General features: G+C 66.3%; 22 protein-coding genes. 10 read left to right on the plus strand and 12 right to left on the minus strand.

The genetic code is table 11. The features are described from left to right. Window positions 1–96: 96 nt before the first annotated feature. Window positions 97–1080: a DUF5787 family protein gene (locus RJT48_RS01940; protein ID WP_311170543.1), complete on the plus strand. Its 984-nt coding sequence runs from the start codon at window positions 97–99 to the stop codon at window positions 1078–1080. A 98-nt stretch (window positions 1081–1178) separates the two neighbouring features. Next, window positions 1179–1709, plus strand: coding sequence for a TQO small subunit DoxD (locus tag RJT48_RS01945; protein ID WP_311170544.1), 531 nt, complete (start codon window positions 1179–1181; stop codon window positions 1707–1709). A 79-nt stretch (window positions 1710–1788) separates the two neighbouring features. Here the strand turns inward: RJT48_RS01945 and RJT48_RS01950 are convergent, their stop codons facing one another. Beyond that, window positions 1789–2613, minus strand: coding sequence for an MBL fold metallo-hydrolase (locus tag RJT48_RS01950; protein WP_311170545.1), 825 nt, complete (start codon window positions 2611–2613; stop codon window positions 1789–1791). Window positions 2614–2797: 184 nt separating this feature from the next. On the opposite strand from RJT48_RS01950, the gene RJT48_RS01955 reads away from it, so the two are divergent. Genes RJT48_RS01955 through RJT48_RS01970 form a run of 4 tightly spaced genes read left to right on the plus strand, consistent with a single transcriptional unit; the run spans window position 2798 to window position 4875 of the window. Beyond that, window positions 2798–3184: a hypothetical protein gene (locus RJT48_RS01955; protein WP_311170546.1), complete on the plus strand. Its 387-nt coding sequence runs from the start codon at window positions 2798–2800 to the stop codon at window positions 3182–3184. Window positions 3185–3192: 8 nt separating this feature from the next. Then, window positions 3193–4059: an FAD:protein FMN transferase gene (locus RJT48_RS01960; protein ID WP_311170547.1), complete on the plus strand. Its 867-nt coding sequence runs from the start codon at window positions 3193–3195 to the stop codon at window positions 4057–4059. Further along, entirely contained in the window at window positions 4043–4330 is a 288-nt protein-coding gene (locus tag RJT48_RS01965) for a thrombospondin type 3 repeat-containing protein (RefSeq protein WP_311170548.1), read from the plus strand. Before RJT48_RS01960 ends, RJT48_RS01965 begins: the two co-directional genes overlap by 17 nt. Continuing rightward, on the plus strand, window positions 4330–4875 hold the full coding sequence (locus RJT48_RS01970) for a hypothetical protein (RefSeq protein WP_311170549.1): 546 nt from the start codon (window positions 4330–4332) through the stop codon (window positions 4873–4875). The genes RJT48_RS01965 and RJT48_RS01970 overlap by 1 nt, the downstream gene beginning before the upstream one ends. Before the next feature lie 100 nt (window positions 4876–4975). On the opposite strand, the gene RJT48_RS01975 is transcribed toward RJT48_RS01970, so the two are convergent. The 4 genes from RJT48_RS01975 to RJT48_RS01990 all read right to left on the minus strand — a co-directional run bounded on the left by RJT48_RS01975 (window position 4976) and on the right by RJT48_RS01990 (window position 8560). Further along, window positions 4976–5497: a winged helix-turn-helix transcriptional regulator gene (locus RJT48_RS01975; protein ID WP_311170550.1), complete on the minus strand. Its 522-nt coding sequence runs from the start codon at window positions 5495–5497 to the stop codon at window positions 4976–4978. Window positions 5498–5500: 3 nt separating this feature from the next. Then, the gene (locus RJT48_RS01980) at window positions 5501–5788 is read right to left on the minus strand and encodes a hypothetical protein (protein WP_311170551.1); all 288 of its coding nucleotides are present in this window, start codon (window positions 5786–5788) and stop codon (window positions 5501–5503) included. Window positions 5789–5981: 193 nt separating this feature from the next. Next, window positions 5982–7340, minus strand: coding sequence for an ATP-binding protein (locus RJT48_RS01985; protein ID WP_311170552.1), 1359 nt, complete (start codon window positions 7338–7340; stop codon window positions 5982–5984). Between the two features lie 131 nt (window positions 7341–7471). Then, entirely contained in the window at window positions 7472–8560 is a 1089-nt protein-coding gene (locus tag RJT48_RS01990) for an HNH endonuclease (protein WP_311170553.1), read from the minus strand. A 152-nt stretch (window positions 8561–8712) separates the two neighbouring features. Here RJT48_RS01990 and RJT48_RS01995 point away from each other — a divergent pair, with 152 nt between their 5' ends. Continuing rightward, window positions 8713–9195 carry a hypothetical protein gene (locus tag RJT48_RS01995; RefSeq protein WP_311170554.1) on the plus strand — a complete coding sequence of 161 codons (483 nt, stop codon included), beginning with the start codon at window positions 8713–8715 and terminating at the stop codon, window positions 9193–9195. Window positions 9196–9273: 78 nt separating this feature from the next. Here the strand turns inward: RJT48_RS01995 and RJT48_RS02000 are convergent, their stop codons facing one another. The 3 genes from RJT48_RS02000 to RJT48_RS02010 form a co-directional block, all read right to left on the minus strand. Continuing rightward, complete coding sequence (locus RJT48_RS02000) at window positions 9274–10506, minus strand: protein kinase domain-containing protein (RefSeq protein ID WP_311170555.1); 1233 nt, start codon at window positions 10504–10506, stop codon at window positions 9274–9276. Window positions 10507–10512: 6 nt separating this feature from the next. Continuing rightward, window positions 10513–11619, minus strand: coding sequence for a vWA domain-containing protein (locus RJT48_RS02005; protein ID WP_311170556.1), 1107 nt, complete (start codon window positions 11617–11619; stop codon window positions 10513–10515). 231 nt (window positions 11620–11850) lie between these two features. Continuing rightward, window positions 11851–12810: a M48 family metallopeptidase gene (locus RJT48_RS02010; RefSeq protein WP_311170557.1), complete on the minus strand. Its 960-nt coding sequence runs from the start codon at window positions 12808–12810 to the stop codon at window positions 11851–11853. A 267-nt stretch (window positions 12811–13077) separates the two neighbouring features. Here RJT48_RS02010 and RJT48_RS02015 point away from each other — a divergent pair, with 267 nt between their 5' ends. The 3 genes from RJT48_RS02015 to RJT48_RS02025 all read left to right on the plus strand — a co-directional run bounded on the left by RJT48_RS02015 (window position 13078) and on the right by RJT48_RS02025 (window position 16037). Continuing rightward, window positions 13078–13443 (plus strand): hypothetical protein, encoded by a 366-nt coding sequence (locus RJT48_RS02015; protein ID WP_311170558.1) that lies wholly within the window; start codon window positions 13078–13080, stop codon window positions 13441–13443. Beyond that, window positions 13440–14798, plus strand: a complete 1359-nt coding sequence (locus RJT48_RS02020) for a hypothetical protein (protein WP_311170559.1) — start codon at window positions 13440–13442, stop codon at window positions 14796–14798. Before RJT48_RS02015 ends, RJT48_RS02020 begins: the two co-directional genes overlap by 4 nt. A gap of 105 nt (window positions 14799–14903) precedes the next feature. Beyond that, window positions 14904–16037 (plus strand): thiolase family protein, encoded by a 1134-nt coding sequence (locus tag RJT48_RS02025; protein ID WP_311170560.1) that lies wholly within the window; start codon window positions 14904–14906, stop codon window positions 16035–16037. Between the two features lie 19 nt (window positions 16038–16056). On the opposite strand, the gene RJT48_RS02030 is transcribed toward RJT48_RS02025, so the two are convergent. The 4 genes from RJT48_RS02030 to RJT48_RS02045 all read right to left on the minus strand — a co-directional run bounded on the left by RJT48_RS02030 (window position 16057) and on the right by RJT48_RS02045 (window position 21243). Further along, window positions 16057–17925 (minus strand): cation:proton antiporter domain-containing protein, encoded by a 1869-nt coding sequence (locus tag RJT48_RS02030; RefSeq protein ID WP_311170561.1) that lies wholly within the window; start codon window positions 17923–17925, stop codon window positions 16057–16059. Window positions 17926–18057: 132 nt separating this feature from the next. After that, a complete protein-coding gene (locus RJT48_RS02035) occupies window positions 18058–20037 on the minus strand; it encodes an AMP-dependent synthetase/ligase (RefSeq protein ID WP_311170562.1) in 1980 nt (659 codons plus the stop codon). A gap of 145 nt (window positions 20038–20182) precedes the next feature. Further along, window positions 20183–20527 (minus strand): AzlD domain-containing protein, encoded by a 345-nt coding sequence (locus RJT48_RS02040; RefSeq protein WP_311170563.1) that lies wholly within the window; start codon window positions 20525–20527, stop codon window positions 20183–20185. Continuing rightward, window positions 20527–21243, minus strand: a complete 717-nt coding sequence (locus RJT48_RS02045; protein WP_311170564.1) for an AzlC family ABC transporter permease — start codon at window positions 21241–21243, stop codon at window positions 20527–20529. Before RJT48_RS02045 ends, RJT48_RS02040 begins: the two co-directional genes overlap by 1 nt. Between the last annotated feature and the right edge of the window lie 147 nt (window positions 21244–21390).

Genomic DNA, 21390 nt, shown 5'->3' on the forward strand with positions numbered 1-21390 from the left:
GCTGGTGCCGCGGGCGCTGCCGGGCCGCTTTTGTCCGCCACCGAATCCTCTTACTGCCGACGAGTCGCTTTTGTCCGCCGGCGTCTATGTCCGGACGTGGCCGATACCGATGCGCCCCGGGAGTTCGCCTTCGAACTCGCGCTGTGTTCTCACCTCGAAGCGACGACCGAGTGGGTCGTGAGCCGGCAACTCGGCGCGACCGTCGACCGCGCGGGGCGGCGGATCGTCGACGTCGTCGGCGTCGCCCCCGGGCCAGGGTTCGACCGCCGCGCGGAGATTACCGACCGGTCGGTGCCGATCCGCGCGATCGAGAGCGACGTCGGCGCCGGCGAGGCGGTCCCGCGGAACCGGGTGCTCCCCGAGATGGCTTCAGAAACGCGCGATGCTATTGTCGACACTGCCGTCGACGCGGGCTTTTTCGCCACGGAGCGGCGCGACGGTCGGGAGTACGTCCGGCAGACGACACGGTACCCCGACGAGTGGTTCGGCCGGCTGGTCGGCATCGAGAACAAACCCGACCTCGGCGACCCCGGCGCGCTGGATCGCCAGCTCCGAACCGACGTCTCCCTGGGGCTGTTCGACGCCGTCGTGCTGGCGACGGAGAGTCACGTCACGCGCGCGCATCTCAACCGCATCCCCGCGGCGGTCGGCGTCTGGCGGTTCGACCCCGAGACGGGGACACGGGAGGAAATCAGGCCGCCGGCGTCGCTGTCGCCCGACGAACCGGGAATCGAACTCGTCGCCGAGCGGCCGCTCCGGACCGACGTCCGACCCGTGACTGCGGGCGAGAAGGCGCGCGCCCGGCGACGGATCGCCGAGCGGGCCTACGGCAAGGGGTGGCGGACGTACGACTTCCCGGCCTGTGCGCACGCCGAGGCGACCGACGACGGCAGGCCGTACTGTGCGCAGTTCGAGCGCGTCGTCGACCCGGCGCGAACCTGCGGGGACGACTGCGACGCCTTCGACCCCGCCGAGCCACCGGACGTCTCGACCGGAGCGCTCCGCGACGAGCGGAGCACTTGGCGACGGGACCCCCCCGGCGTACGACGGCGACAGTCGGGGCTAGACCGGTATATATGATCCGACTCGGGTTCGAGTAAGCTTTTCCAAATTCCTGAGAATCGGCTCGATATTATACGGGGGTGAGGTCCAGAGGTTCATCTGTGAGGTGACCGACGATGGCAACATCAACGCAAGCGGTGTTCGATAACCCGCTCGACTTCGACCTGCAGGGGACGCTCGCAGGGTACTGGGTCGCCGTCCTCCGCGTGATCACCGGGTACTGGTTCCTTCACGCGGGGCTGACCAAGTTCGCCTTCGTCTCGGGTGAACCGTTCAGCGCGCAGGGCTACCTCGTCAACGCGGGCGCGGCCAGCCCCATCCAGGGCTTCCTCGTCTGGGCCGGCCAGACGCCGTGGATGCTGGAGTTCACCAACTTCATGATCCCGATCGGTGAGACGCTCATCGGCCTCGGACTCGTCGTCGGCGCCTTAGTCCGGCTGGCGAGCTTCTTCGGGGCGTTCCTGATGGTGTTCTTCTACCTCGGGAACGCGTCTTGGTCCCACGGCCTGGTCAACGGTGACCTGATGGGCCTGATGCTGTTCGTGACGCTGGGCGTCCTCGGGGCGGGCCGGGTGCTCGGCCTCGACGCGATCATCGAGAAGACCGAACTCGGGAAAAAGCGCATCGCGAAGTACATCCTCGGCTGAGGCTGCTGGCCCGGACTTCCCCAAACTCCGGCCGGTCGAGTGAACCACTGAAGATCGACTTTTCGGCGGAAGCGAGTCCTTAGATGCTGTAGCGTTCGCCGTCGACGGCGAGCGGTTCCGCGAACGCCTCCTCGGCGGGGTAAAAGTGGGCCGTGTGGACGACCCGCGTCTCCGACGCCGAGAGGTCGGCAGCGAGGGCGAGTGCGCCCTCCCGCGTCATGTGTTTCGTCCCGAACGTCCGCGGGATGCCGTCGTCGTCGTGGTGTTTGCCGCCGAGCGGATGGTGTTCACACAGCGCGGCCGGGACGATGCCGTCGGCGAGAAGCAGGTCCGGATCCGCCAGCACGTCCCGCGATCGGTCGGGGAGTCCGTAGGAGGTATCGCCCGACAGCGACAGCTTCGCGCCCGTCTCCGGATCCTCGATCGCGAGCCCATAGCAGAAAAGCGGCGGGTGATCGACGGGGACGAGCGTCACCTCCAGCCCGCAGACCTCGAAGGGCTCGAAGGGCGTCTGCGGGTGGACCGACACCTGGTCGAGGTAGTCGTACTTCCGCTCGATCGTCCCGGCGACGCTCTCGGACGTCGCCGGGTCGGTCTCGTTTGCGGCGTAGACGGGCAGGTCGTCGAACAGCCGGTAGGCGTTGCCGAGGCCGTCGAGGTGATCGAAGTGGATGTGCGAGACGATCCCCGCGTCCGGCAGCGGCACCGACTGCGTGAGAAACTGGTGGCGGAAGTCGGGGCTGAAGTCGACGAGCAGCGACTCGCCGGTGCGCTCGTTTTCGACGTGGACCGAAAACCGGGTGCGCTCGACGCCGCGGCGACGTGCCTCGACGCAGGTGTCGCAGTCGCAACCGACGGTCGGCGTTCCGGTCGTATCGCCCGTCCCGAGCAGGGTGACCTGCATCATCGGTCGTTGGGAGCGCCGTGGGGATATATTGTCGGCTCTGCCGCCGACGGACAACCGGTTTCGGGGAACCGGATCCCGTTCGGGTCGGCTCTGCGGACGATTCGACGGCTGTACGAGGATTCGACGGTTGGACGCCAAGCCACTATACGGTGGTCCGTTTCCGTCCACTCGACACACACCTATGCGCGTTCCCGTTCCGACCAACCGACTCGTGGCATTCACGCTCCTGGGCGCGTTGCTGACGGCGCTCGTCGCCGGCGGCCTCGCGTTCCCGGGTCTCGGACTGGTAACAGATTCGTCTGGCCTCGCCCCTGGTGATTCCGGCGGCACCCAGCAGGTCGCTGGCGACGCACCGGAACCAAACCAGAACTTCACGCCCGCAGTGCAGTCCGGATACGAAGACGAAGAGTACGAGGACGAACACGACGAGGAGGACAATTATCACGAGGAAGAAGATGACCACGACGAGGAGTACGAGGACGAGGCGGATGACGATGCAGAGCACGGCGACGACGTGAGGGATGACGATGCAGAGCACGACGACGAGGACGACGAAGCGGAGCACTGACAGTCGAGATGTCCACACTCACCAGCGCCGTCCGCCGACTTGGCGACACGCGGCGTGAATTTCGCTGCTGTGATACGACGTTCCGCGTCCACGCCGCCGGTATTCGTGCCGAAGCGGCGGCTGCGGCCGCCGAGCAGACCGCTATCGCGCTCGAAGGCCAACTCGACGCCTTCGACGCCGATAGCGCGGTGGCCCGACTCAACCAGCGCGGCGTCGTCAAAAACGAGCACGTGGCACAACTCGTCCGCCGTGGGCTCGAGTACTACGAGCGGACCGACGGCACGTTCGACATCCACCAGGGCCGTGTCGAACACGACCTCAAGGCCTACCTCCGGGGTGACAGCGAGTCGGTTCCGGAGACGTTCGACACCGGAACCGTCGCCGTCGACGGCGACCGTGTGACGGCCGACGCCGCGCTCGATCTCAACGGCCTTGCGAAGGGGTACATCGTCGATCGGGCCGCGGACGCCCTCGACGGGATCGGCCGCCGCGGGTTCGTCAGCGGCGGTGGCGACCTCTCGCCGCCGACTGGACCGGTGGCAATCGAAAGCCCCTACGGCGGGGACCGACCGTTGCGGACGCTCGATACGGACTGGGCGATCGCCACCTCCGGCGGTTACCGCCGCGAACGCGGGTCGGTGGATCACGTCTACGATCCGAACGCGGAGCGGATCGGTGCCCGACACGACTCTGTGACCGTTGTCGCAGGGCGGGACTGTATGGAGGCCGACGCCCTCGCGACGACGCTCGCGGCGCTTCCGCTCGACGAGGCGCGGTCACTCGCCGAAGACTGGCCTGGGCTAGAGGCACTGATTGTCCACAGCGGCGTCTTCTACCTGACCGACGACTTCGACACCTATGTCTACGACGCATAGGCAACGAATCACCGTCGTCGCGATCGCCCTCCTGATTGTCGCGACGCCGATACTGTGGCAGATCGGAGACGTCCGTGCGGCACAGGCGACCGAAGAGAAACGCGCCGAACTCACGAACGAGACCGTCACCGCGCGGCAGGCACCGAACGACTACGACGGGGACGGCATCCCCGACGCCACAGACCAGTGTCCGACCCGTCCTGAGACCGAAAACGGGTTTCAGGATGCCGACGGCTGCCCGGATGTCGTCGAAACGACGGGGGCGTCGTGATGGCGCACCTCGTGTGGCTGCTCGATCGCGCCGCCGCGCTCGTCGCCTACCCCGCGCTGTATCTGGCCGTTCTGACAGGCATCCTCTACAACACCGAGTCCTTCGGGATTCTCCACGACGCGGCGCAGCGCGTCCATATCGAACTGTCCGTGTTCGCGATGCTCGTGACGTTCCTCCACGCGGCACTCGGCGTGCTCGACACGTGGTTCGTGCTGACCGGGGCCGTGCCGGCGCCCGCGTACTCCCGCTCGTACTTTCTGGCCGGCGTCGTCGTCGGGGTGGGCGCGCTTGTCCTGCTCGTCGTCGCCGTCCTCGGGTTCACTGACGCCGCGCGCTTCGAGTCGCCCTGGGGACCGCGCGTCGTACACGCTTTCGCGTACGGTGGGTTCGCGTTCGGCACGATCCACGCCGCCGCGGTCGGCACGGAGCTGACGGGATTGATCCGTCCGCTCTTGACGCCGACCCTGCTATTTCTAGCGTACGTCCTCCTGCTGCGGGCGCTGGTCCTGCGTGGCAAATCAGCCCGCGTCTTTGCGGGCCAGTAGCCATCCGGAGACCGAGTTACGAGTCGGTAACGGCTCCTGACGATGTCGGGCGGCGCCGGCGGCGATTCCCGGGGGCCGAGCCAATCGAGACGCTCCGTACTTAGTACCGGTTCCACAGTCCCAGGAGTCGGTCGACGACACGGTCTGTGAAGGACTGCTGGTAGAGCGTATAGAGGTATTTCACCCGCTCGGGATCCTCGACGCCGTAGACGACCTGCCGGCCGTCCCGTTCTTTGGTCACGAGATCGGCCTCGGCGAGGTTCGAGAGGTGCCAGGAGACGGTCGATTGCGCTTTCCCGATCCGGTCGCTCAGTTCACTCGTCGACAGCGGCCCGTCGGCGAGGAGGTGGGCGAGGATGCGTCGGCTGTACTCCCGACGGAGGGCGTTCATCACCCGCTGGTCCGGCCCGTCGAAGTCGGCAGCGGGATAGTAGCGCGTGTACTTTCCATCGTCGGAGACGTCGATCAGTCCCTCGTCGGCCAGCCACCGGAGCTGGTACTGGAGCGTGCCCTGCGCGTAGTCGAGTTCGTCGAGCAGCGCCCGGAAATGAATCCCGGGGGTATCGGTGATCCGCTGGTAGATGGCCCGCCGCGAATCCAGTTCGAGATCCGGCTCCGACATCGTTCAGTCCCGCGTGAGCGCCACGAAGAACGTCAGCAGGCCACCCAGGATGAGCAGCGCGCTCCCGTGCTCCAGCAGTTCGACGGTTCGCGCGCCGAGATACGGCAGCAGCGGATACTCGAGGAAGACCACCAGCCCGTAGATCGCGAACATCGCGTATCCGGCGGTGATCACCCGCATCCGGCGGTCGCGCTCGCGGCGCCACGCCAGGTAGCTGAGCACGCTGAGTCCCGCGGCGACGACGAAGATGCCGAGGCTGACGTACTGTTCGAGGAGCATCGCAAGCGTCATACGGGAATGGAGGGAGACGCTGGCAGACGGTTACAGATCGGCATACCAGCTAGCAGCTGTCGGCACCGGAAAACGGTTGGCGTCCAACCGTCGAATCGGCCGTCACCGGCGCGGCCTGCCGCCGCCCACAATCACTGTGAGTGGTGATCGGACTCCCTTCGACGGGACAAGAGGGGTCTTTGAATTTCCGTGCTCAGTGCTCGTGAGCGTGGTCGTGGGAGTGGCTGTCGCCGTCCGCGACCAGCTGTTCGCCGTCTGACATCATATCCATATTCTTGAGGTTGTCCCGCTCCTCGAAGTCCTCGACGGCGTCGACGATGTCCTCCTGGGTCAGGGTCGTCCGCTCTTCGGTCAGCGCCTCCAGGACGGCCTCCCGGAGGACCATCCGGAGGTCCGAGCCCGTGAGGCCCTCGGTCAGTTCGGCCACCGCCCCGGGATCGAACTCCGCGATGTCCATCCGTCGCGTGATGATCCGGAGGATGTCCGCGCGCATATCGCGGTCGGGCTTCGGGAAATTGACGATCTCGTCGAAGCGCCGCCACGCCGCCGAATCGAGCTGATCTGGGTGATTGGTCGCGCCGATGAGGATCACCTCGTCGCGGATCAGGGAGATGTCGTCGATGCTCTTCAGGAGCGTGTTGACCGCGCGCTTCAGCGCCGCGTGCTCGTCGGAGCGTCGCGTCTTCGCGACGGAGTCGAACTCGTCGATGAAGAGGATACACGGCGACAGGCGCTTTGCGACCTCGAAGGTCTTCTCGACGTTCTTCGCGGTCTCGCCGAGGTACTGGCTCGTGATCATCGAGAGCTTCACCTCGACGAACGGGAGTCCGAGTTCGTGCGCGAGCGCGCGGGAGACTGTCGTCTTCCCCGTCCCGGGCGGGCCCACAAAGAGGATCTTCCCGATCTCACGGAGGCCGATCCCGGCGAGATACTCGCGGTGTTCGATCGCCTTCATCAGCTTCTGGATCTCGCCTTCCTGATCCGACGTCAACACGAGATCCTCCAGCGTCATCTCGATCTCCTCGGGCGCGCGCACCTGCACGAGATCGAGCATCTCGGCGTCCTCCTCGGCGTCGAAGTACTCCTCCAGCAGGCTGTCGATCCAGACGCGGTCGGCCTGGATCGGGCGGGTGTGATCCCGCGCCTCCTCGTGGGTCACGTCGACCGATTCGCGGTCCTCCACGGTCGCTGCGATTGTGGGGTTCGTCGCCAGCCGCTCGCGGTCGGCGCGGTCGAGATACCACTCGATCGCCATATCGGCCTGTGTGACCGAGAGGCGGCCGGAGAACTCCTCGCGCTGGGTGAAAAGCAGGTCCGAGACGGCATCCCAGGGGTGTTCGACGCCGGTCGCCTTCCGCGCGACGTCGTCGGTGACGACGAGCGGCCGCTCGATATCGACGACGCCCGATTCCTCGTCGTCGCCGTCGGAGGGGTCAGTCCAGAAGACCCGGCGGTACCGCGGCGGGAGGTCGTTCTCGTCCAGATCACGGTTTTCCGTGTAGAGATGGGCCGTGAGGAGGAACTCGACGACTTCGAGAGCCCGGTTACTCATCCCAAAGAGGTTGCCGACCTACTCGCATAAGCGCGTCGAAACGCGCTGCGGGGACGGGAGACCCAACCGAGCCATCGTCACACCGCTGGTTCCGAGGGAGGTCACCACCGTGCGCACCCCTCCTCCCCGACTCAGAGCAGAAGCACGACCGCGTGCAGCGCGCCGACGACCAGATAGGGAACGACCAGATAGCCACCCACGGCACCGAGCCGTCGCCGGAGCGTGAACAGTTTCGGCTTCCGGTAGTGGTGGGGACGGATCGTCCCGTCGATCCGGTGCCACAGACGGTCCGAGAGCGCGGCTACAGACCACCGGAGCACGTACGCGAGGCTCACTGCGACGATGAGGCCGCCGGCGAACACGTAGAACCACGCCGCCGACGGTCCCAGTAACGTCGAGGCCGCGAGTCCGGAAATCAGCCCATCGAGCAAGGGGCCGGCCAGGATGAACAGGACGGCGGCGATGACGGCCGTTCCGAGCCGCCGCCAGAGGCCGTGGATATGTCGATAGGGGCTCTCGAACAGCCACCACTCCTTCCGGTTTGCCGCCTCGCGGGTCGCGCCGAACTTCCGCGTCTTCTTCGTTCCGGAGAGGAGCGCGCGGTCGCGCTGTGCGACCAGCCGGTCGATGCTCGTTCCGATGATGCGGCCGTCCGTCGAGATCACCCGTTTCTCCACGCCATCGTCGTCGTCCGCCGCGTACACGAGTCCCGTACAGGGGGCACACAGCACGCCGAACTTCTCGGCGGGGTTCTCGTAGGACCCGCGGTCGGCGAAGTCGATGTTGGGGTAGACGTAGAAGCGTTCGCCGTCGGACTTCGGATCGCCACACCGTTCGCAGTAGTCCGATTCCGTCCGGTCGAGATAGGATTCGAGCGGTTCCCGTTCGTTCTTCGAGTTGACGTACGCGACGGAGCCCTCGGCCGTGGACGGCGGATAGATCCGGGCGTACCCGCGGATCGCGTCGAACGTGTCGTTGTCGGGATGCTGGACGCCGTGACAGGGCCGACAGAGGGTCACCAGGTTCGACTCGTCGTTCGAGCCGCCGTCGGAGACCTTCTCGATGTGGTGGACCTGCAGCACGCGCCCCTCGTCGCCGGCGTGCGGGCCGCTCTGGTGCCTGCACCGCTGGCACGTGTAGTCGTCGCGCCGGAGGATCTGCTTCCGCGTTTCGTCCCAGTTCGGGCCGTATCGTTTGACTTCCGATAAGGTTCGTCCCATCGTGAACGTGCTCCCTGTTGAGGAGTTCGTCCGTCGGTTGCGCTGCCCGCGGTATAGGTACTTGCATATTCCGGGGTTGGAACCGACGACGCGAGCGAAACGGCCGCCACTGGTGTGAAGTTTTACAGCAGTGTACCGCGTGAGCCGACAGTATGGACGAGTTCCGCGGCTGGGAGTTTCTGATCCAGGAGACGGTCAACAGAGAGCGGATGATCCGACTCCCCGAGCAGGTCCGGGAGACCGTCGCCGTCAACCACCTGACGAAAGGCCCGTCGGTCTGCTGGAGCATCGAGGACGAAAACCGATATATCGTGCTCTCGGAGTCGTCGCTCGAAAAGGACGCCTACACCAACATCGGGATCTACAAGATATACGACATCGACGACGTCGACGAACCCGGCGGCCGGATCCGTCCGCCCAAAGAGATCTCGTCGGTCTGGGCCGCCGACCCGCAGGTCGGCGAACGCGTCTTCTATCTCACCCACGAGCGGATGTGCCGCGGGCCAAAGCCCAGTGTCTATCTCCTCTCGGAGGCGCAGGTGCTGGATCTCCTGCCGAACCGGGCGAGTAGCGACCGAACGGGGGCGATCACCGACTCGCTGTTCGAGGTTCCCGGGTTCGACGGGCCGGAGTAGGGGAGAGTCACCGACTGTCGCATCATTATCAGTCCGTGACTCGAACGCGGCGGAATCACACCGTCCGGGTGTAGTCCGTCAGTTCTCACCCTGGAAGATGAACCACGTCTGCTTGTCGTAATTCGGATCGACTAAGGCGAAGGTGTCGCCGGGTTCGAGCCGCTTCGTGTCAGTCGTCGCCTCGACGTCCCGCCCCTTGCTGCGGTACGTCTGTCTGCCGTTCGGCGAGAGGATCTCCACCCAGTCACCGGCCTCGTAATAGTAGGTGCCGTTCGTGCTCTCGTCTTCGAGCACCCACGAGCCAGTGGCGTTCCGGGTGATCCGGCAGTGGACGCGGGAGACGAACGTGTCATCGTTCGGATCCGTGATCGAGATGCTGGTCTTCGGCGGGTCGTCGCGGCCGATCGTGTCGCCGTCTTCGATGTCGTAAGCGTGGTCGGCCCCGACGTGGTACAGCGTCGCCGTCTGCGGCGGCGTGGGGTCTTCCCGTCCCAGCGCGTTCTTCAGCGCGGTCGCGCTGCTGTACCGTTCTGTCGGATCTCTCGCGGTCGCCCGCGCGACGATTTCGTCGAGATACTGGGGACAGGAGGCGCCGAAATTGCTCGGCCTGAGACCGTTGCTCTCTAACTTCGCCGTCGTCATCATATAGAACAGCGTCTTTCCGAGAGAGTAAACGTCGCTCCAGGGTCCCTGATCGCTGTCGATCCCGCTCGGAAGCACTTCCGGAGGTTTGAACGCTGCGTCACCCAAGAATTCTGATTCGGTATCGTCAGCGTCAACACCGTCACCTGCCCGTGAGAGACCGGAGACGTCGACCTGTTTTGCCGTCGTGAAGTCGATGATCGTCGGCGTGCGCTGACCGTCGAGGAGGACGTTGTCGGGCTTCAGATCGCGGTAGACGATCTCGTGCTGGTGGAGGAACGACATCGCATCGCAGATGTCGATCCCGATGTCGCGCGCTTCGTCGGCGCCGAACCCCGATCGATCTTCGACGATTTCGCCGAGTTCGTCGCCGCCGACGAAGTCCACGACGAGGATCACGTCCCCGTCGTTGGAGACGCTGTCCTTGAGATTCATCAGGTTCGGGTGGCCGCCGACGGTCCTGATCTCCTTGAGCGCCTGCAACTCGCGGTTGACGTACTTGTCGAGGATCGCCTCACTGACCTGGTCGTGGCGGGGAATCTTCAGCGCGACCTCCTCGCCTGTCGTCTGATCCTCGGCCCGCCACACGCGGCCGAACCCGCCTTTGTCGACGAACTCCTTGAGCCGATAGGTGCCGATGACCGCTCCCTTCTTCGGTTCCGTACTCATAGTTGGTTAGTTGGATTGACCTTCGTCCGGCACGATGGTCGACGTCTGCTCGACCTCGTCGCCTCCTGTCGGCGCGTCCGCCGTCGGGGGAGTGGTTCGCGCGTTGCGCTCACGCCACTTCGCGGGGAGGCCGGTATTTCGCTGCTGCAGGCGATCGAGGTCGCTCGTGTACTCGATCTGCAGGCGCTCCGAGAGCAACGGTCGGCCGGCGTCGAGGCGGATGTCGCCCAGTCGCACCTCGCCCTCGGGTCGCCCCGGGACTTCGAGTTCGAACAAAACCTGCTGTCGCTGGCGCTTCGGCAGGTCCGGCAGACGAACCACGTACGTCCCGTCGGCTTCCAGGAGTCTCACGCTCTGCACCTGCGGTTGCCGCCGGAATGCTTCCATCACTTCGACCCCGCTCGCCGCGTCGATCCGTATCTCCGGATCGCCGCGGACAGTCTTTCCTGCGTCCTCAATGGCATATTCGAAGAACTGCAGAAGCTCTTGGGGGTCGGCGAGGTGGTTCCACCATCCCCCTGAGGCCTCGCTTATCGTCCTGATCGCCGCCCGATCGTAGGCCGCACCCACTCCCGCGGAGACGATCTCGATCCCGTCGTCGCCGATTTCGGTCGCCAGCGGCTCGAACTCCGGGGCGTCCTTCTGCCCGTCCCGGCCATCCGACAGCAACAGGATGCGCGTCGTCGCGTTTTCGCCGTCCGGCAACTCGCTGAGCATATCGTGAGACCGCTCCAGAGCGCCGTAGATATCGGTCCCGCCGGACGCGTCGATGTCGTCGATCTGCCTCCGGACTTCGTCCGCGTCGAGGTCGCCGACCCGCTCGACGTCCTGGACGGTGGACGGACGACTGTCGAACGAGACGATCCCGAGGCGGTCGTCCTCGTTCAGGAGGTCAAGGACTTTCTTCGCCCCCTCCAGTATCCGCTCGATCCTGGAGTCGCCCGTGCCGGTTACCGAGCCCATCGGGGCGCTTCCGTCGATGCAGATAACCACCTGTCGCGTCGCCGGCTCCCGCTTTTCCCCCGGATCGATGTCGAGCTCGGCGAAGACGGTCGATCGCTCCTCCGGTGGCACACACGGGCGATCGAGCTCGATATTCACACTCGCTGTCATATATGGCTCTTCTCTCCGGATCTCATAATTTTTGGGGGGTCACGGGGCGATCTTCAGGATTCCATCCGGGGGGCCGTCGCTCCCGTGCCAGCACCGAGGACGATCGCGTCGCCGGGTGCCACTCTCCGCTCTGCTGACAGCCGTCGCCGGGTGCCACTCTCCGCTCTGCTGACAGCCGTCGCCGGTGTACTTCGTGCGGCTGCGGCACTCGTCGACGTCGGTGCAGCGGGCCTACCCGTCGCCATCGCCGTGCGTCTTCTCGACGTAGCGGATCCGCTTTTCGATCGGCGGATGGTCCGAACGTAACCGGGCGAGCACTCCGTCGCTCTCGCCGTGGATACACAGCGACTGCGGCACGTCCAGGTCTCCGGGGTCGTGGTCGCCGTCGGCGATCGATTCGAGCGCCCCGACCATCGCCCCCGGGGAGGTTGCCTCGGCCGCCTCCGCGTCGGCGATGTACTCCCGGTGTCGCGAAATCGAGTTCTCCGCGAGGCCGATCGGACTGCAGACGAGGTTCGACCGTCTATGTGCCTTCGCCCACAGCGCCTGTTCCTCTGTCGGCGTCAGGACGACGCCTCGCCGTTCGTACATCCACGACCTGAGGGCAAACCCGAACCACGTCCAAAAGCGGACCACGGTCAGCTTGATCGCCGAGAGCAGCGTCATCGCCGTCGAATCCCGGTTGTCGAGATGCGCGAGTTCGTGGGCGACGACGGCGTTCAGCTCTGCTGGGTTCTGGAGGGTCGTCAGCAACCCGTCGTAGACGACCACGTGTCCCTTCGTTCGCCGGCCGACCGCCAGTGCGTTGGCGATCGGTGCCGGATGGACGTAGAGAGCGGGCGGTTCCATCCCGCGCCGCTCGGACTCCTCCTCGACGAAGTCGAGCAAGTCGGCGAACTCCGGGCTGTCCTCGGGGGTCACTCGTTCGGCGTCGGCCAGAATCTGCGCGAGCATCCGTCGGTAGCCCCGATACGCGACAAACAGGATCACGGCCGAGACGAGGAGGAGCGTCAGGAGCCATCCGAGCGATCCGTACGCACTCACCAGGAAGAACGCGGGGAGCAAAAACAGGAGGCTCCCGAAGAAGTACAGTACAAACAGAAACCCGAGTCCCGACAGCAGGATCCGTGCCCGTCGAACCGGATATTTCACCGACGGGAGCGTCTCCGACAAGCCATCATTTGTTGTCATCTTCCGGGTGACATTCGCGCACACCCCGACTTAATCCTGGTGGGTGGTCCGGTCGCGGCGCTGTCCCCCGAACTGTCCGGACAGATCGATTGAGCGTCGCCGGGTTGACGACTGGGGTGGGTCGGTTCGGGGCGCCCCCGCCCGAGCGTAGGGATATTACGATCCTGTAACCGATCGATTCAGTGTACTCGGCCACGAATCCGCATCCGCATACATATAAGTAAATTGATAGTTATTAGGTGGTTGCCACCCGTCGGTTGTGGTGTGATGTCCGAGACAACTCCCGAGGTGGGGACCTCAGTCCTCGACGACGCGGAACTGCTCCGAAAGGCGACGGACGCGGCGAACGGCCGGAAGTTCAGTCTGCTGTTCGAGGAGGGGTGGCAGTCGACGGCCGTCCGGGAGGCGTACGGCCGCCCGCGGGATGCACGGCTGGCGCTCGTCAACCACCTCCTGTGGTGGGCGCGGCACGACGTCGGCCAGGTCTGGCGGCTGTTCGAGCAGTCGGCGCTCTGTCCGGACACGCTCGCAGCCTACCGGGAGTACTTCCTCGATCTCGTTCGTGCCGCCCGGTCCCGGCTTGGCGACGAGTGCTACGATCCGAACTACGCCAGCGGTGGTGAGACGCAATGACCGGACACCGTCCCGGGAACGACGCCGGCGCTCGCTCGGCTGATGACAGCAGGACCCGCCGATCGTATCTCGCGGGAATCGCTGCCGGCATCGGCCTGGTTTCAGGCTGCCTTTCCGGCGCTGACGGGACCGGGGGCGCTGGCGACGAGGACGCTTCGAGTGAGCCCTCTCACGACGGTGAAGATGCGAGCGGACTCTCCGCAGACGACGTGCCGGAATTCGGCGTCGACGAGTCGGCGCAACCGACGCCGATGCTCCTGGCGGCCGCGATCCCCGACGCGGAACCGCTCGCGTTCCTCGATACGTTCACCGTGGAACTCGCAGTCGGCAACGTCGGCGGCGCGACAATAACGGGGCAGACGACCACGGTGGCCGCGTCGGTTCAGAGCGACTCGGCGGATTCGCTCCACGACTCGGTTTCGGAACCCGACCCCGTCGCCGTCGAACTCCCCGATATCGCCGTCGGGGAGTGGGAACGGGTCGAGGTCGAACTGCGGGTCAACGCGGGCACGACCTGGACGATCACCGCCGACGCCCGCGAACATCCCGCGTTCGATCCCTCCTTCGAGGTGAATCCGAGACGGCTGGCGGCCGGCGATACCGTGGTCTCGGACGTCGGCGGATTCGAGATCACGGCACTCGAATCCCGATTCGAGCGCGCGCTCCACTACCGGACCGAGGAGGGCGGCGTCGGCCTCCTGCCGGAGGACGCGACGGGACTGCTGTCCGCGAGCGACGGTCACGTCCTCGCACTCCACCGATTCCGCGTGACGAACAAGAGCGACCGCTCGCTCGGCTTCGGGCAGGTCATCGCGGACAACGCGTTTGCCGACGCGGGAATCCGTACTGATCCCGGCGCCACCGTCACGGCAGATGCGATGCGGGACTCGCTTGAGACGCTCGTTCTCGACGGCGGGGTTCCCTTCGGCGACAACAAAATCGCCGCCGGTGAAAGCGCGGATCTCGTTGCCATCCAGGAACTTCGTGAAACTGAAATCCCGGACTCGACTCTCACGCTATCGCTGTGGGGAGAGACCGAGGACGTTCGCTTCGAGGCCGTCGACGATACCCCGCCGCTTCCCGACTTCGAGTTGGTCGATGCAACGATCTCTGCGCGGGACGGAGCGGATCCGACGATCGAGGTGACAGTCGAAAACGTCGGCGACGCGCCGGGGACGTTCCGCGGGGGCCTGCAGTTCTACGAGACCAGGCCGACGGCGTCCGACTGGGTGTACCTGCCCGAGGGGATCGCGGTGACGATCGACCCCGGCGAGCGGGTCACGGAGTCGGTCCCCGCAACCCGCGGCGACGAGCGGTTCCGCGTCACACCTTTCGAGCGGAAACTCTCTGTCTAGCACGGTTGCGGGAACCGTCGTGTTACCGCTTGGCGCACAGGATCGACCCGGCGGGATCGCTCCATTGCCTCTCCATTTATACGGCCGCGCGTTCCATCGCCCGATATGCCGACACCAGTAATCGCCGCCGCCTACCGCACGCCGTTCGGGAAGGCCGGCGGGGTCTTTGCGGACGTCAGAAGTGAAGATCTCTCGGTCACACTAGTCGATCACATCCTCTCGGAGACCGGCGTCGGGAGCGACGACGTCGAGGACCTCCAGTGGGGCGTCGCCCAGCAGCGCGAGGAACAGGACAACAACGTCGCTCGCGTGATCGCCCTCCTGTCGGAGTTGGGCGAGAGCGTCCCGGCGACGACGATCAACCGCTGGTGTGCCTCTTCGATGCAGGCGATCGTCTCCGCCGCCGACGCCGTCGCCGCGGGGAACCGCGAGTGCATCATCGCCGGCGGCGTCGAGAGTATGAGCCGCGTCCCGATGGACGGCGACTCCTACCAGCACCTCCACCCGGCGCTCTCGGAGCAGTACAACGTCTTCCAGCTACAGATGGGGATGACGGCCGAGAAGGTGGCCGAGGAGTACGACGTCTCGCGGGAGGCCCAAGACGAGTACGCCGTTCAGTCCCACCAGCGGGCCGCCGCCGCGACCGAGTCGGGCCGCTTCGACGACGAGATCGTCCCCGTCGAGACCGACGCGGGACCCGTCACCGAAGACGAGGGCATCCGCCCCGACACCACCCGTGAGGCACTCGCTGGCCTCGATCCGGCCTTTACGGGCGATGGGACCGTCACCGCCGGCAACTCCTCGCAGGTGACAGACGGCGCAGCCGCCACGCTCGTGACCTCGAAAGCGTTCGCCGAGGACCGCGGCCTCGACATCCTCGCGGAGGTCGGCACCAACGCCGTCGCCGGAGTCGATCCGACCGTGATGGGGATCGGCCCGGTTCCGGCGACGCGGCGTCTGCTCGAACGCGCGGGGACGAGTATCGACGATTACGGGCTGGTCGAGCTCAACGAGGCGTTCGCCAGCCAGTGCGTCTACGCGCGGCGGGAACTCGGCGTCGATCCCGATCGCTACAACGTCAACGGTGGCGCGATCGCCATCGGCCACCCGCTCGGCGCGTCGGGGGCGCGGTTGCCGGTGACACTGATCCACGAGATGCGAAAGCGGGACGTAGAGCGCGGCCTCGCGACGCTGTGTGTCGGGTTCGGACAGGGCGAGGCGATCGAGTTCCTGCGCTAGGAGATCACGTTTTCCCGTCTCACATATCGGGGTGGACGAACTCGATCGCTTCCTGGACTTCCTCGCGGCCGCCGATGATCGTGATCCGGTCGCCCTTCTGGAGTTTCAACTCCGAATCGGGAACCTTCGTCTCGCCGTCCCGCTGGACGAGCGCGATCAGGCAGTCGTCCGGCAGTTGTGGGCCGACCTCGCCGATCGTCGTCCCGATCAGCTTCTCGGCGGTGACCTCGATCTCCTGAATGTCGCCGGAGTGGCCGATCTCGCCCATCCAGTCCATCATCGACGGGCGTTCGATGTAATTGTCCATCGCCTGTGCCGTCGCCAGCGACGCCGAAATCGCCCGGACGCCGAGTTCCTCGAACGCCTCGGCGTTATCGGGCTGGTTCACCCGCGCGAGGATCGTCTCCGGTTCGAACTTCGACCGGGCCAGTTGCGAGACCAGCAGGTTCACGTCGTCGTCGCCGGTCGCGCCGACCACGATCCGGGCGTTCTCGCCGCCGGCCGAGCGCAACACGTCCGTGTCGGTGCCGTCCCCCTGGTGGACGGTGAACCCGGCGTTTCGTGCGGTTTCGACGTTTTCTTCTCGTTTTTCGACGATAACGACGTTCTCTCCGCGGCCTTCGAGGCGTTCGGCGAGCGTTCGGCCCACTCGTCCGCCTCCGATGATGAGTATGCGCATTGGGATGATGTCGAGGTATTCTGCGATCTGTCGAGCGAAGCCACCTTCCAGCACGACCGTCACGAGGATGACGAGAAAGACCGTCCCGACGAGCAGATCTGCCGACCCCGGCTGCCCCGCGTTCCGGAGTTCGATGGCGAAGAGGGTCGCGACGGACGCGGGGATGATCCCCCGGGGCCCGACGAGGCTCATAAACCACTTCTCGCCGGTCGTGAAGCGATCTCCCGTCGCCGACACGAACACCAGGATCGGGCGGAGCACGAGCGCGACGGCGCCGGCGACGAGGAGCCCCCGCAGGCCGATCGTCCGGAGGATGTCGAACCGCAGAAGCGCCGCGAGGGCGATGAAGACGAAGGAGAGGACGATGAGGGTGATGTCGCCCTTGAACGCGGAGATGTCTTCCTCGTACGGGATGTCCACATTGCCCAGGAGGACACCCGCAGTCGCGACAGCGGCGATCCCCGCCTCGGTCGCGATGGTGTCGGCGGCGCCGTAGGCGACGAGCGCCCCCGCGAGCACGAGCAACCGGGCGTTCCGCGGCGCGTTCCCCGGCGAGAGGTCGATGTACCGAAGCGAATAAAACAGGATCGCGGCGACGACCCCGCCCACGACGACGCCGATGCCGAGTCGTTCGGCGAACAGCGGCACCAGCGCGACCGGTTCGTCGAGGCCGACGCGGATCGCCTCGAAGATGACGATCGCGAGGATCGCCGCCGTCACGTCGTTGACGATCCCCTCGGTCTCCAGCGCCGCCTCCACCCGATCCCGCGTCGGGACGACCGCGAGGATCGGCGTGACGACCGTCGGGCCGGTCGCGACCAGGAGCGCGCCGATGAGAAAGGCGACGTCCCACTGCGCGCCGAGCAGAAAGTGCACCGCGACGCTCGTGCCGACGAACGCGATGGCAGCGCCGATCGTGACGAGCTTTACCGTCTCCTTCGGCGCCTCGCGGAGTTTGTCGATGTGCAGGTGAAACGCCCCCTCGAAGACGATAATCGCCACCGAGAGCCCGACGATGGCACCTAAGGCGTTGCCGAAGGAGTCCGGCCCGACGATCCCCAGCACTTCCGGCCCGAGGATGATCCCCGCGGCGATGAGGAACACGACGCTCGGCACCTGAAAACGGTCCGCGAGGACCTGCGCGACGACGCCGATCCCGATGATCGCGGCCACGATGGGGATGAGGTTCGCTCCGCTTTCGGCTGCCACTATGGGCCCTCCATACGTCGATTTGAAACCCGCGGAGGGGTATAAATCCCCATATTCCGGACGGAATTTCGACAATCGCCGGACGACACGATCCGGTGAGGAAACCCCGTATTGCTAAACAAATGCAATATTCTACCGGCCGGTCGACGACTCGCTGCTGTCGTACAGCGACGAAACCATCTCCGCGTACCGGTCGAGAATACTCTTCCGCCGCTTTTTCATCGTCGGCGTCAGCGTGTCGTTCTCCGTGGAGAACGGTTCCGGGACGAGGCGGAACCGTTTGATCCGCTCGTAGGACTCCAGTTCGTCGTTGACGGCGTCGATTTCGCGTTCCACGCGCGCCCGGACGCGGTCGTCCCGACAGAGCGCCGTCCGGTCGTCCGGCAGGTCGATCCCTTCGCCGTCAGCCCACTCGCGGAGGCCGTCGACGTCGGGAACGACAAGGGCGGCGACGAACTTTCGCCCGTCGCCGACGACGAGACACGATTCGACCGCCGGGCTGGCGGCGACGGCGTCCTCGATCGGGCCGGGGGCGACGTTCTTGCCCGTCGAGAGGACGAGAAGCCGCTTTGCCCGCTCGCGAAAGACGAGATACCCGTCCGGTCGCTGTTCGACGACGTCGCCCGTCCGGAACCACCCGTCGTCGGTGAACGCCGCGGCAGTCTCCTCCGGGCGGTTCCAGTAGCCGTCGAAGACGTTCGGCCCGCGGACGAGCAGTTCGCCGACCTCGCCATCGTCGCTCGCCATCTCCGCTGTCGTTGCCGTCGAATCGAGGCGGACGTCGACGTCATAGAGCGGCGGCCCGATGGTGCCGATCGACGGCGCCGCGGGCGGATTTGCGGCGAGCACGGGCGCCGTCTCCGTGAGCCCGTAGCCTTCCAGGATCGGCAGCCCCATCGCGTGATACAGGCGGCACAGTTCCGGGGAGAGACTCCCGCCGCCGCTGATGAGCAACTCGATCCGACCGCCGAGCGCTTCCCGCACCTGTGAGAACACGAGCCGATCCGCGAGACGGTACTTCCCGGTCAGTAGCCGTCCGGGGTCGTCCGTCGCCTGATAGGTCCGCCCGACGTCGACGGCCCACTCGAAGAGCCGCCGTTTCACCGGCGACTCCCGGGCCGCGGCGCGGACCGCGTCGTAGAGTTTCTCGTAGACCCGCGGGACGCTCGTTCCGACCGTCGGCCGGACGGTCCGGAAATCGTCCCGGAGCGTGTCGGGGTTCTCCGCGTAGGCGACGGTTGCACCGGCGGCGAAGATCAGAAAGTGCCCGACCAGCCGCTCGAAGACGTGTGCCAGCGGGAGAAAGGAGAGCGTCGTCGAGTCCGGGGAGAGCCCCGTGATCGGGCTCTCCGGGCGATTCCTGAACCGCCTGTAGCACTGCTCGACGTTCGCCCGGAAGTTCCCGTGCGTGAGTTCGACGCCCTTCGGGCGGCCGGTCGTCCCGGAGGTGTAGATGAGGGAGGCGGGATCGTCGGGGGCGCGCGCATCGAGCCACGGCTCGTATTCCCCCTCGTCGAACCTCGCCGCTCCGCGCTCGTACACCGCCGCGAGGGAATAGATGTCGTCCCGGTCGCGAGCAGCTCCGGCCATCCCGCTGCCGTCGGGGATCTCGTCCATCACGACCACGAAGTCGAGATCGAGGGTTTCCTCGACGGCGAGCACCCGGGAGAGCAGTTCGGCGTTCTCGACGACGACGCCCGATGCGCCGGGATCCGAGAGGAGATACTCCACTTGCGACTCCGAAGAGGAGGGGTACACTGTCGTGACGACCGCTCCCGCTGCGAGGAGCCCGAAGTCGGTCTGCGCCCACTCCAGTCGGGTATTCGCGAGGATGCCAACCCGATCGTCGGCGCCGGCGCCGATCGCTCGGAACCCGGCGGCGAGTCGGCGGACGATCTCGCGCATCTCGGCGAACGTCAGGTCGGCGTATCCGCCGTTCGGCGCGGCGGGAACGACGTCCGCAGCGGCCAGCGAGCGGTCGTAGATCCCGCCCTTGTATCGCTGCGCGACGGCGTCGGCGTGCCGCGTCGCGGCCGCCTCGAACAGCCGCGAGACGGTCGGCTCGGTCACCGGCTCGTAATCGAGGGTCGCCTCCGCCGTCCGCCAGTCCATAGCGGCACGACACGCCGAGCCGGTTTAATTTCTCGGGCGCACGAGACCTCACAGCACGCGGGCGAGTCGGCCACCGAAACCGGACCACGGATCGACTGCGAGTTCGGAAATGATCATCCGAGATCGACTGTGAGTTCGGAAACGATCACCCGAGTCCCAGCCCGAACCGCAGCACCCACAGCGCGACCATCCCGGCGACGATCGTCGCGAGGATGTCGTCGACGTACCACGCGACAGCGGCGGCGACGACCCCCGCGACCAACCGGAGGTTGCCGGCGATCGCGATCGAGCCCTCGGGCGCGACGATCGCCGGCAGCGTGAGCGCGGCGAACACTGCGGGCGGAACGAACCGTAGCGCGTTTCGTGCGCGGTCCGGGAGGTCGTCGATGCGGCCGAGCAGGAAGACAAAGGACGACCGGATGCTGAACGTCGCGACGCCCAAGACGACGATTACCGCCCAGATCGCCACCGCGCCGTACTCGGTCGGCATCAGTGCGACCCCCCGTCTTCGCCCGCGCTTCCTGCACTCCCGTCTGCCAGCCACGCGTCCGTGGCGACTCCCGCGGCGACTCCCGCGATGCTGCCCGCGATCAGGCCGAGATCGAGCGGAACCGCGAAAACGTCGCCCGCGACGGCGACGCCGCCGCCGACGAGCGCTGCGACCAGTTTCGGCCGCGAGGAGACCGCCGGGACCAGAAGGCTCAGGAACACGAGCGGGACGGCGAACTCCAGCCCCCACGAGTCGGGGACGCGCGCCCCCACGACGATGCCGAGGAGCGTACAGCACTGCCAGATCACCCACAGCGAGCCGGCGACCGTCAGATAGTAGCGCCGCCGCTCGGTCGCGTCGAGTTCCTCGTTGGCGTAGCGGGCGATCGACAGCGCGTACGCCTGATCGGTGAGGATGTACGAACAGGCCGCCTTCCAGCGGGCCCGCAGCGGGCGGAAGTGTGGCGCGATCGACGCGGAGTACATTGCCATCCGGAGATTGATCACGACGCCGGTCAGGACGATCACGGCGAGCGCGGCGTCGCTGCCGAACAGATCGATCGCGGCCAACTGGGAGGCGCCCGCGAAGACGACGACCGACAGGCCGACAGCCTGCATCGGGGTCAGTCCGGCGTCGACGGCGGCCGCGCCGGCGACGAGGGCGAACGGCGCGACCCCGAGCATAATGGGCGCGACGTCGCGGAGGCCACGGCGCATTTCTCCGGGGAGACGACGGCGGGACACGAGGCAGTGTTGCACGCGGCCCGGATAAACCCCTACCGCTTTCGGTCGCGAAAACCGACGCACGACACTGGCATCGTTCGCATAGCGGCGTCGCCGGGGGCGATCCCTGGCTTGATCCGG

The organism is Halobellus ordinarius (assembly GCF_031823395.1).
GTDB classification, from domain to species: domain Archaea; phylum Halobacteriota; class Halobacteria; order Halobacteriales; family Haloferacaceae; genus Haloquadratum; species Haloquadratum ordinarius.